Source organism: Salimicrobium flavidum (assembly GCF_900156645.1).
Lineage (GTDB): Bacteria > Bacillota > Bacilli > Bacillales > Halobacillaceae > Salimicrobium > Salimicrobium flavidum.
This window is the reverse complement of sequence record NZ_FTOC01000017.1, coordinates 16,110-27,102: the sequence shown is the minus strand read 5'-3', so window position 1 is coordinate 27,102 and position 10,993 is coordinate 16,110. Positions and strand designations below refer to the sequence as shown.

Below are 10,993 nucleotides of genomic sequence, written 5' to 3'. Positions count from 1 at the left end.
GATATTGACCGTTCCCTGAGTGAAAAAGGATGCCCTTATGATAATGCCGTTGCCGAAGCTACCTATAAGGTACTGAAAACGGAATTCATCTATGGAGAAACATTTGAGACGCTTCAGGAGTTGGAGATCGCCTTATTCGATTATGTCCACTGGTAAAATAATATCCGCATTCACGGGACGTTAGGCTACCTTACCCCGGCCGCTTATCGCCGGAAACACCTTAATTAAACTGTCTAGTTTTGTGTTGACAATCCAGAATTTTTCGGCAAAAAAATAATCTATTGAGTTTAAGACTGGAAAAATATAACCGATTAACATTTGACCCTGTACTATAGTACAGGGTTTATATTATATGTAGAGGTGATTGCTTTGGAATTTAAAATCAGCCAGCTAGCCGAAGCTTGTAATGTGAATAAAGAAACTATCCGTTACTACGAACGCAAATCATTAATACCTAAACCATATCGGAACAATTCAGGTTATCGCATATATGGAGGGGCCACAGTGAAGCGCATTAATTTTATCAAGAAAATGCAAGATCTGGGTTTTTCACTAAGTGAAATCCACAAGCTACTAGGAGTGGTGGATAAAGATTCTGATCGTTGTCAGGATATGTATCAGTTCGTTTCAGAAAAACAGCAGGATATTGAAAAGAAAATTAGAGAATTGCAACTTATCCAAAAAGTGTTGAATGAATTGAAGGCTTGTTGTCCGGAAGAAAAAGACTTGTATGCCTGCCCGATTATAGAAAAGGTGATTGAAGGTGGAGAGCAAAAAGGGGGTACTGGATGAGGGAGAATAAATGGTTTATCGGAAGTTTGACTGGATTTTTCGTAACCCTTCTTTGTTGTGCGACGCCTTTGTTAGTAATTTCACTAGGTTTACTTGGTCTAGGAGCATGGGTAGGTTACTTGGATTACGTTTTAATTCCACTGTTGATTGTATTTTTAATACTTGTTTTCGTCTCTAATAAAAAAAGAAAAAACACATCACCCAATAAGGACTGCTGCTCTTAAAAATGAAGGAGGAGATAAATATGAAAAAAATTCAAATGGAAATCAGAGGAATGACATGTGCAAGCTGTGAAGATCATGTGCGAGATACACTTCAAAAAAATGGCGCTGAAAATATTCATGTGGACTATCAAGGAGGGAAGGCTGACTTTCAATTACCAGATGGGTACAAGGAAGAAAATATAAAGGAAAAACTTCAAAAGACGCCGTATCAACCAGGGGAAATGATTCGTATTTCATCCGTTAGTGAAAAGGATGCTTCAGTTGAAGGGTACGATTACGATTTTTTAATTATCGGTTCCGGAGGGGCAGCTTTTTCTGCGGCCATTCAAGCTTCTGAGAATGGATTACGGGTAGCCATAGTAGAGAAAGGGGAGGTCGGAGGCACCTGTGTCAATATCGGATGTGTTCCTTCTAAAACCCTTCTTCAAGCTGGACACATTCAATTCCAAACCGAACAACAGCTATTCCAAGGTTTGACGACTTCGGCTCAACAACCAGATATGGTCGGGCTGCAAAACCAAAAAGAGAAGTTGGTTAACCAATTGCGTAAAGAGAAGTACGAAGACCTTATTCAGGAATACGGGTTCGATCTCATTAAAGGAGAGGCTTACTTCCGTGATTCACACACCCTATCCGTAGAGGGAAAAGATTTAACGGCTGAGTCCTTTTTAATTGCTACTGGGGCTTCTCCTTTCATTCCGAATATTCCTGGATTGAAAGAGACTTCTTTTTTAACAAGCACATCTGCTTTAGAGTTGAAAGAAGTTCCTGAGCATCTGGTTATTATAGGGTCCGGATACATCGCCCTGGAATTAGGGCAAATGTATCGCCACTTAGGCGCTGAAGTTACGCTCATGCAACGCAGTTCAACACTCTTGAAACATTATGATCCCGAAATATCTGAGAGCGTTGAAAATATGTTAAAAGAAGAAGGCATCACATTATTGAAAGGTGTTAGTTATCATAAAGTCGAGAACAAAAACGGTCAAAAGTTCGTTCATATTGAAGTGGAAGGAAAGCCTGAAACCATTCAAGGTGATCAGCTTCTGATTGCTGCAGGAAGGAAGCCCAATACAGAAAAACTCCAAGGAGAGAACATTGATTTAGAATTGGGGGAATATGGAGAAGTCTTAATTAATGACTATCTGGAGACCAATATCTCTCATATCTATGCAGCTGGTGATGTAACACTTAGTCCTCAATTCGTTTATGTGGCAGCTCACCAAGGAGGTATTGTTGGACAAAACGTATCCAAGCAAACGAAAAAGACACAAAACCTGGATCATGTTCCTGCAGTGACGTTTACGAGTCCTTCGATTGCTTCTATTGGGCGGACAGAACACCAGGCCAAACAAGCAGGCTATGATGTGAAAACGTCCGTGCTTCCCTTAGAGTCAGTTCCAAGAGCACTAGTGAACCATCAAACCCAGGGTATTTTCAAATTAATTATGGATGCAAAAACCAACCAGATTATTGGTGCTCATGTGGTAGCTGAAAATGCAGGGGATGTCATTTATGCAGCTACGTTAGCTGTGAAATTTAAATTAACAGCCGACGACCTTCAAGAGACCATGGCTCCTTACCTTACAATGGCAGAAGGATTGAAGTTAGCCAGTCTTACATTCGATAAAGACGTCTCCAAACTGTCTTGTTGTGCAGGCTAGCAAAGAGTTCTCCGTAAGTTACGGTGAACTCTTTTAAAACCATGGATAAGGTACAGGGTTTGTCATTTCACAAAGTAGGCAAACGTAAATAGGAAAGATTTTAGGAGGTAGATAAATATGACCAATAAATACGATCTTATTGTGATAGGTACAGGTTCTGGAGGGTCAATCACAGCAGCTAAGTGTAATCAAGCAGGCTGGCGTGTGGCCATGATAGACGATCGCTCGTATGGAGGCACTTGTGCCCTGCGAGGGTGCGATCCGAAAAAAGTGCTTCATGGAGCTGCGGAACTATATGACTGGCATAAACGAATGAAAGGAAGCGGCATTCCCGGGGGTGTAACCATCGATTGGCCGGAACTTATGGCATTCAAAAAGACATTCACGGATGACGTGCCGGATAAAAAAGAAAAGGCATTAAACAAAAAAGGGATGGACACTTACCATGGAAAAGCTTCTTTTATCAACGACCGACAGTTAAGGATCGAAGATGAAGTTCTTGAAGGGAAATATATATTGATAGCTACCGGTGCCACACCGACGCCATTATCGATTCCGGGAGAAGCATACATGACGCATAGTGACGAGTTCCTCGAGCTGGATCGACTTCCGGAGACAATCGTTTTTGTTGGAGGCGGGTATATTTCTTTTGAATTTGCCCATATTGCGGCACGGGCAGGGGCAAAGGTTCATATTATTCACCGCGGGGAACGTCCACTGAAACATTTTGACAGCGACCTAGTCGATTCCTTGTTACAAAAGAGCGAAGACATTGGCATCGAAGTTCATGAAGAGCATTCGGTGGAAGCTATTGAGAAAGAAAATGATTCTCTTGTGGTCAGAACTCATACCAAAGGAGAAGAAATCTCCTTTTCTGCAGATATGGTCGTGCACGGAGCGGGGCGGGTTCCTGCGCTCGATTTGGACTTGGAACAGGGGAATGTTGACTCAACGAATGACGGAGTTTCTGTGAATGGTTATTTGCAAAGTGTGACGAACCCACGTGTCTATGCTGCAGGGGACGCTGCTTCAACTAGTGGACTGCCTCTCACCCCGGTAGCGAGCATGGAATCTCACATTACAGCTTCCAATATCCTGAAAGGAAACCATAAGGAAGTAGAGTATCCACCTATGCCCTCTGTTGTGTTCACTGTACCAAAGCTAGCTTCGGTAGGGATGACAGAGAAAGAAGCGTATGCCTCTGGGAGGGATATTGACGTGAAACACCAGACGGTAGATGGGTGGTTTACGTATAAGCGTACGAACGAAACGCATACCGGGTTTAAAATCCTGGTAGATAACGATAAAGATCAGGTTGTTGGAGCTCATCTAATTAGTGAAGAAGCAGACGAACTGATTAATCACTTTGCAACGGCGATCCGGTTCGGGATACCTGCCAAAGAAATGAAACAAATGATGTATGCCTATCCAACAGAAGCTTCTGATATTGCTCATATGCTATAAGAATACTTAGCGTAGCAGGGTTTTCTGAGTCAGTGCGGCATTTTAGGGGGTATTCTCCGGGGTCGAAGTTAAAACCAGTGAACGACACCTTCTTTTCTACATCTCCCGGTCATGTCATATACGTTTTATTAGTGGATGGCGAACATTGTTGAAATAAATCTTCTACGGAAAATAAGTCATAAGTTTCAAATAAGGGTGATATCTCGAGGATATCGCTCTTTTTGTATTTAGTGAAAATCTATCATTTCTTCATGGGAAAGAATGAAGAAGAGGAACTAAGAGTGATATGATTTAAGGAAGAATAGAATCAAAAACATTTGAGCTGCTTGTAATTTATACATAGGGGGATACACATTGAAGAAATATAGAAAATATAAAATGCTGGCAATCCTGATTACTAGTTTTTTTATTGTAAGCTATGAATTGGTGAGACACTATATGTTAATCGATTATCTCCCGAAAGATATAGATATTCTTTTTTCTTCCATTCTTTTTATTGTCGTTTCCATTATTATCTCTCACTATATTTTTCATACCTTGGAGAAGTTAGAACTTCAGACGTATCAGAAAGAAATTGAAGCAAAGGCATTATTCGATAATAGTGCTGACGGAATATTTGTCTTTAACGCAAGGGGAGAAGCTTTGGATATGAATGAAGGAGCGAAAATATTAAGTGGACGTAGCACAACAGATTCCCTGACGTTTGACATGCTTTTTCCTACGTCTCTCTCCTCTTTCAATTTAGATTACACGAAGAAAGAAATTGATCTTCCGCGTATTTTCGAGAGTACTCTAACAAAAAAAGACGGTACTGAAGCTCCGGTGAGCCTAACGCTTTCAGATATGAAAGATTTACCGGATTCCGAGGATAAAATAGCGGTGATTGCAAGAGATTTATCGGAGAGAAAGCATATGGAAAACGTAATTAAAGAACTTTATGCAGAAGCGACTCAGAAACATTATGAAACAGAAAGTCTGTATCAGATATCTCGTAAGATGGCTACTATACGTGATTTGAGCACTCATGAGGCTCGGATGATATTTGAAACGGTGGCGCATAAAATTCAGAAATTATTAAACGTACGTGATGTGTCTATTATCCTGCGAACCTCCGGTCAGAAAGACTATTCATTCATTGCTTCCACCCAAAATGACAACTTCCCTGATTATGCATTTTTAAAAGAAGAAGGATGGGAGGAGTTTGAGTTCATTGATGATAACATCATCATTCCCTTTGAAAGCAAAGATACGAATGTCGGATTCATTATTGCGGAAGGTGCTCAAAAAATAAAGACCTCTATGCAGCAACAGGAAGTAGTGAAGAGTATCAAGCAAATATTTTCCATTACCATAGAAAATAGTCAGTTATATCGAAAACTTAAAGAAGTTACGATTATAGAAGAAAGAGAGAGGTTGGCTCGTGAAATGCATGATGGGTTGGCCCAGGATGTCAGTTCTATCTCCATGAAGCTACAAGTGCTCAAAAGTTTTATCCCTATTCACAACAATAAAAGTATCGATGCTGTAAAACTACAGAAATTAGTAAATGATTTAGAAAAGCTTACGAATGAAGCTTATCATGAGATACGACATCATCTTTTCAATTTGCGCACCCCGTTTCACATGCAGAAGCCATTTAATGAGTCCCTTGCTAATTACGCCGATATTTTTGAACAACAGACGTGTATCAAAGTGAACCTATTATTTGATGGCTTCTTGTCTAAAGATGATAATCATTTATCTCAAGATGTAAAAGTACATGTCATTCGTATTATTCAGGAAGCTTTATCAAATGTTAAAAAACATGCAAATGCCACAGAAGTGACCTTGAAAATGTCCCGACTGAAAAATGGGGGATGGCAAATAGTGATTGAAGATAACGGGAACGGATTCAATTATGAATATAGAGAAGGGGGTCAAGAAAGGTACGGGTTGGGAATTATGAAAGAACGAACAAGTTTGGTTGGAGGGGAGTTTCACATAGATACTAGACGTGGAACAGGGACACGAATCATTTTGTCCGTACCTTAGAAAGGAGAGCCCGATGACGAATATAAAAATACTAGTGTGTGATGATCATGAAATATTACGAAAAGGAATTGTAGAGTTATTAAATTTACAAGAAGGAATGGAAGTCATTGGTGAGGCGGTGAATGGTTTAGAAGCTGTGACGCACACAGAAAAACTGGAACCGGATGTGGTGTTAATGGATATCCAGATGCCTGATTATAATGGTTTGGAAGCGGTGAAAAAGATACGTGAGCAAAATCAAGAAGTGAAAATAATCATGCTGACCGTTTCTGATGAAGAAAAAGATTTATATACATCCATTAAAAACGGAGCGAACGGATATTTGTTAAAGAATATGAATCTAAACGATTTGTTTGCCCATATTCATGGGGTCTTAAAAGGAGAAGCTTCTTTTTCCCCTGGATTGGCCAATAAACTATTGTATGAATTCAAATCTATGGCTGAGAGATTGCAAAGTCAAAAAGGTTCTCAATATAACTTGAGCGATAGGGAGATGGACGTCTTGGAACTGGTGGTAAAAGGGTATTCGAATGAAGAAATTGGTGATCTGTTATTTATCAGCCAGCATACGGTAAAGAAACACCTCGGAAACATTTTACAGAAACTTCATGTTAAAAACAGGTATCAGGCAGCGAATTTTGCTGTCAAAGAAGGACTCATAGATGATCAAGAGTGATTAATCGAACAAATAAAATCTATGATTCGTAGGCTGAAAGTCGGGTTTGAGAAGAGTGTAAGTAGTAGTTTTACTACTTCTTCCTCCTTTGAAAGGGTCCTCATTTCTACTATAAGAAATGGAGTGTATTGGCTATCATTAGACGTAGATTTTCAATACAACCATTCAGAAGGAGGAAGGCGATTGTTCAAGAGTAAGTTTGTGTTTTGGGCTGGGGTTCTACTTCTCACAGTTGGTTTACTAGCAGGATGCTCCCCATCAGGTGAGGCTGCTAAAGAGAAATCATCTGAAGAAGAAGTGAAGACAGAAGATACGGATGAGCAAAATAACAAGACGGAAGAAGAAGTGAAGTCAGAAAACACGGATGAGCAAGATAGTAAAACGGAGGAAGAAAGTGAATCTGAGAAAGAAGAGGAAGCTGAGGCAAATAGCCATGTTATAAATGTTTCGGCTTTTGAAATGGGGTATGATCCAAAAGAAATTACTTTAAATAAGGGCGAGGAATACGAGCTTATCATGGATAATGAGGGAGAAATATTCCATGATTTGACTCAAAATAAGATGGATGTGAAGATTACTTATATGAGCGAAATGGCTGATCATCCTGAAGAGGTATCTTTGCTAGATCAAGTCTTAGGTGTTTCAACAGTCCATGCAAGCGGTACGCATGATGGTGGACACAAGGAAGATTCTGAAACCATTCATATGAATGCAACCTCTGGTCAAACCGTACGTATTAAATTTATTCCTCAGGAAAAAGGAACATTTGAGTTTTTCTGTAGTGTCCCGGGACATAAAGAAGCTGGAATGGTAGGAAGTTTTATAGTTGAATAGTATTTTCCCCAGATGTTTGTTGCATTTGGGGATTTTTTAGGCTCTATGATATTTGTTGGGGTATCTGAAAAATTGGACAAAAAAAACATACTAAGGAGTGGTGGAGCTTCAATCAATAGGAATGGAGGAGAGATTGTGAACCACGTCATTGCCTTCGATGTCAGTATGGGAAAGAGTTATTTCGTTCTCTACAATCCTTTAAAGAAATGCGAACAGGAAGGGGAAGTCATGCATTCCAAGTCTGATTTTCAAGTGCTACAAGCATTGATTGACGACATAACCGATGGTTATGGTGTACAACCACGTATCGTATTTGAAGCTACTGGCGCCTACTCCAAACCGTTAGAGCGCTTCATGCGCGATAATGACTACGACTATTGTCTATTAAATCCCCTTGAGGCAAAACTTCAATGTGATGGGCTGCGGATTCACAAGACGGATCACAGTGATGCGCATCAATTAGCTATGACTCATTTCACTAACGAACGCCTAATAAAAGAAGATACGGACAATCGCTTTCATCAATTGAAGCAGCTCTCCAGGTATTATAATGAATTGAATGAAGAACTGAGCGTTGTCCGTAATAGATTACACAGAGCCTTACAGGAGACATTCCCTGAAATAGAGGCTATGTTCACGACCAAGTCGCACTTGTTTCTCAATGTTATTCAGCTATTTCCACATCCTGACCTGGTGCTTTTGCATTCCAGAACAATTATTAAAAACTGCCTTCTTAAACATACAAAAAAGAGGATGTCGGTAAAAAGGGCTGAAGAAAAAGCGACACAGTTATTAGATATGGCACACAATTCCTATCCTGCGGCCCGTAGCACAGCACGGTTATCGCCTTTACGGGAATTACCTGTATTATAATAGGGATTTTCTTTTTAACAGGTGGAATGAAGGTCTTCAAGAGTAAAGAAAACCTAGCCCCGGCATTTTATGGTGTTATAATTGGGCTAACAATCGCTAGTTATACGCTCCTGGATAAAGCAGCTGTTAGTTTGATTCTTATTTCACCAATTATTTTGGATTATTTTAACACCGTAGGTCGTCTAGCCCTTTTAACCCCCATAGCACTTCGGAACTGGAAAGATGTTAAAAAAAATGGATAGTAAATAAGAAAGAAGCATTTGGCGTTGCAGTACTAAATTCGTTAGGATACATTCTTGTGTTAACTGCTTTACAATTTACACCTGTAAGTTATGTGGCTCCCTTAAGGGAAATTAGTATATTATTCGGAACGCTTATTGGAGTGAAATGGCTAAACGAAGGTATTGGTATTCAAAGAGTAGTTTCCTCCGTAATCATTGTGGCAGGGGTAATGATGATTGCTTATACTACTATCTAAGTTGATCGTGAAATCGTACTATCTTGAATTCGGATTACCCAGATAAGGTGGCCATTCTTTAATCGAATATTTACAGGAAGAGAGGTGACATAATGGAAATAGTATTTATTAGACATGGACAAGGAGAACATACATTAAATGTGCCAAAATCCTTATATATATCTGATCCTTCCTTAACAGAAGAAGGAATAAACCAAGCAGAAGCTCTGAAAGAGGAGCTTTCACTCACAGATAAAGATGTAATTCTAGCTAGTCCTACACTAAGAACATTACATACAGCTTCTATTTTATGTGAAGAAGTACAAGTGAAGAAATTGGTCAGCCCATTAGTTGCTCCAAGAATGTTCCCACAGCTTCCTGAAGGAAAAACTTTACCGTGTGATGAAATACTGTCGAAGGAAGAAATAGCAGATAGATTTCCTGACTTTCATTTACATGAAGGCTTACACGACGACTTATGGAAATTTGGAATTAATACTATGCCAACGAGAAAGTTCAAGGTAATGGCTGAAGAATTCATTAAAGCATGTGAACAGATTAACATGAATTATAAAGTGCATATCGTTTCTCATGATGGCACAATAACTTCTCTTAGAGAGGTTATTACCGGTAGAACATTAACAAGAGAGGATTTTCCTAAAGAAACCGGATGGTTAAGTGTGAATTATTAGATAGAGAATACAGGTCTCTTCTCAGAAAGTAGAGGTAAGATAACAATTTTTCTTAATTTATCTCGATATCAAGTCTTCCGTTATTGGGGTGTTAGTTGAAAATCTGTTTGAATATCTCGGAATCAAGTCTTCCTGTTTAAGGGGCTTTAATCGAATAGGGTTAATTTGAGAATCGGTTCCTATCGAATGAAAGGAACCGATTTTTCTATGCCTTGATTCAATTTTCTGTAGACAGCTGTATTTTCCTGAAGTTACCCTTGATCCGCCGTTCCTAGCTGAGGGAACTTTGCGTATCCTATACAGTAGTATTATAATTATAACAAGGAATCCTAGAAAAAAAGAAACTATTTTTGGTTTCTAGGAAAACGTGAATACATGGACGAAGGAGGGGCATACTGATGGCTGCAGAGGAAACTGTAAGGAGGAGTGGAGATATAGCTCAAGGACCTAGGAAAAAGTCGCGCCGTATAGCTATATCCAACAAACGCCAAATCACCGTCCCGAAAGAATTTTACGATTATCTCGAAATGGGTACCGAAGCCAATATCGAGCTGGAGGGGAATAAAATCGTGATCACTCCGGTGCGAGAAAACAGTGATGACTTCTCCGAATTTATTCTGAAAGACCTGATCGACGAAGGATACGGAGGGGATGAACTGCTCCAGGAATTCAACCGTCGGAAGAACAATATACGCCCTGCGGTTGAAGCATGGGTGAAAGATGCTCACGAAAACGCAGAAGACGTAGAATCTGTGTCTGACCTGTTTGACGAGGACGAATAGCCATGGAAAAATCTGAACTGAGAGTCCGGAATACGCCAAAAAGTTTTTCAAGAAAATCAATGACAAACAGCTCAAGAAGAAAGATGAAGATGTGATTGATATCATACGCATAGACCCCTATCAGGCAGGTGAACCGAAAACAGGGGATCTCACGGGGGTCTACGGGTATGATATCCGCCATAACAAAACCGGTTATGAGTTGGCGTACACCATCGACGAAGACGACGATGGGGATACTGTAATCAACATCCATGCAGGGACGCGGGAACAGTTTTACAAGGAACTAAAACGGTATTTATAGTGAATCGCATACATAAAATTCACCCACGGAAGGCGACAGCATGTCTTCCGCCTTTTTTGAGACTACAGATAAACTCTGTGAGTGAGAGGGTATAGACAGATCATAGGTTAATAGTCTTGTTTTCCCATAATAAGCTGAATTTTTAGAAAAACCACCTGCTCAAGCATTTTCAAACTAAAGAAATGCGTTATAATAGAATAATC

The 10,993-nt window shown here is 39.8% G+C and carries 11 protein-coding genes and 2 pseudogenes; all 13 read left to right on the top strand.

Annotated elements, in window-relative coordinates; translation table 11 throughout:
* A pseudogene (locus tag BW944_RS14130) lies at window positions 1-153 on the top strand (IS3 family transposase); the annotation flags it as partial.
* A 216-nt stretch (window positions 154-369) separates the two neighbouring features.
* On the top strand, window positions 370-792 hold the full coding sequence (merR, locus tag BW944_RS14125) for an Hg(II)-responsive transcriptional regulator (protein ID WP_076560796.1): 423 nt from the start codon (window positions 370-372) through the stop codon (window positions 790-792).
* Window positions 789-1,016 carry a mercury resistance system transport protein MerF gene (merF, locus tag BW944_RS14120; protein WP_076560794.1) on the top strand — a complete coding sequence of 76 codons (228 nt, stop codon included), beginning with the start codon at window positions 789-791 and terminating at the stop codon, window positions 1,014-1,016. Before merR ends, merF begins: the two co-directional genes overlap by 4 nt.
* Before the next feature lie 20 nt (window positions 1,017-1,036).
* Complete coding sequence (gene merA, locus BW944_RS14115; RefSeq protein WP_076560792.1) at window positions 1,037-2,680, top strand: mercury(II) reductase; 1,644 nt, start codon at window positions 1,037-1,039, stop codon at window positions 2,678-2,680.
* Window positions 2,681-2,797: 117 nt separating this feature from the next.
* The gene (locus BW944_RS14110; RefSeq protein ID WP_076560790.1) at window positions 2,798-4,144 is read left to right on the top strand and encodes a dihydrolipoyl dehydrogenase family protein; all 1,347 of its coding nucleotides are present in this window, start codon (window positions 2,798-2,800) and stop codon (window positions 4,142-4,144) included.
* Window positions 4,145-4,498: 354 nt separating this feature from the next.
* Window positions 4,499-6,175, top strand: a complete 1,677-nt coding sequence (locus BW944_RS14105) for a sensor histidine kinase (RefSeq protein ID WP_076560788.1) — start codon at window positions 4,499-4,501, stop codon at window positions 6,173-6,175.
* A 13-nt stretch (window positions 6,176-6,188) separates the two neighbouring features.
* Window positions 6,189-6,851: a response regulator gene (locus BW944_RS14100; RefSeq protein ID WP_084193777.1), complete on the top strand. Its 663-nt coding sequence runs from the start codon at window positions 6,189-6,191 to the stop codon at window positions 6,849-6,851.
* A gap of 183 nt (window positions 6,852-7,034) precedes the next feature.
* The gene (locus tag BW944_RS14095; protein ID WP_076560784.1) at window positions 7,035-7,685 is read left to right on the top strand and encodes a plastocyanin/azurin family copper-binding protein; all 651 of its coding nucleotides are present in this window, start codon (window positions 7,035-7,037) and stop codon (window positions 7,683-7,685) included.
* A gap of 135 nt (window positions 7,686-7,820) precedes the next feature.
* Window positions 7,821-8,507: pseudogene (locus BW944_RS14090) on the top strand (IS110 family transposase); the annotation flags it as partial.
* Between the two features lie 289 nt (window positions 8,508-8,796).
* Entirely contained in the window at window positions 8,797-9,036 is a 240-nt protein-coding gene (locus tag BW944_RS15475; RefSeq protein ID WP_084193775.1) for an EamA family transporter, read from the top strand.
* Between the two features lie 92 nt (window positions 9,037-9,128).
* Window positions 9,129-9,707 carry a histidine phosphatase family protein gene (locus tag BW944_RS14075; protein ID WP_076560777.1) on the top strand — a complete coding sequence of 193 codons (579 nt, stop codon included), beginning with the start codon at window positions 9,129-9,131 and terminating at the stop codon, window positions 9,705-9,707.
* Window positions 9,708-10,105: 398 nt separating this feature from the next.
* Window positions 10,106-10,489, top strand: coding sequence for an AbrB/MazE/SpoVT family DNA-binding domain-containing protein (locus BW944_RS14070; RefSeq protein WP_076560776.1), 384 nt, complete (start codon window positions 10,106-10,108; stop codon window positions 10,487-10,489).
* Window positions 10,490-10,580: 91 nt separating this feature from the next.
* The gene (locus tag BW944_RS14065) at window positions 10,581-10,790 is read left to right on the top strand and encodes a type II toxin-antitoxin system RelE/ParE family toxin (protein WP_234983195.1); all 210 of its coding nucleotides are present in this window, start codon (window positions 10,581-10,583) and stop codon (window positions 10,788-10,790) included.
* Window positions 10,791-10,993: the final 203 nt, after the last annotated feature.

Bases quoted from the DNA above. Each gene is read 5' to 3' on its own strand.
- merF (WP_076560794.1), top strand. From the start codon at position 789: ATGAGGGAGAATAAATGGTTTATCGGAAGTTTGACTGGATTTTTCGTA.
- merA (WP_076560792.1), top strand. From the start codon at position 1,037: ATGAAAAAAATTCAAATGGAAATCAGAGGAATGACATGTGCAAGCTGT.
- BW944_RS14110 (WP_076560790.1), top strand. From the start codon at position 2,798: ATGACCAATAAATACGATCTTATTGTGATAGGTACAGGTTCTGGAGGG.
- BW944_RS14100 (WP_084193777.1), top strand. From the start codon at position 6,189: ATGACGAATATAAAAATACTAGTGTGTGATGATCATGAAATATTACGA.
- BW944_RS14075 (WP_076560777.1), top strand. From the start codon at position 9,129: ATGGAAATAGTATTTATTAGACATGGACAAGGAGAACATACATTAAAT.
- BW944_RS14070 (WP_076560776.1), top strand. From the start codon at position 10,106: ATGGCTGCAGAGGAAACTGTAAGGAGGAGTGGAGATATAGCTCAAGGA.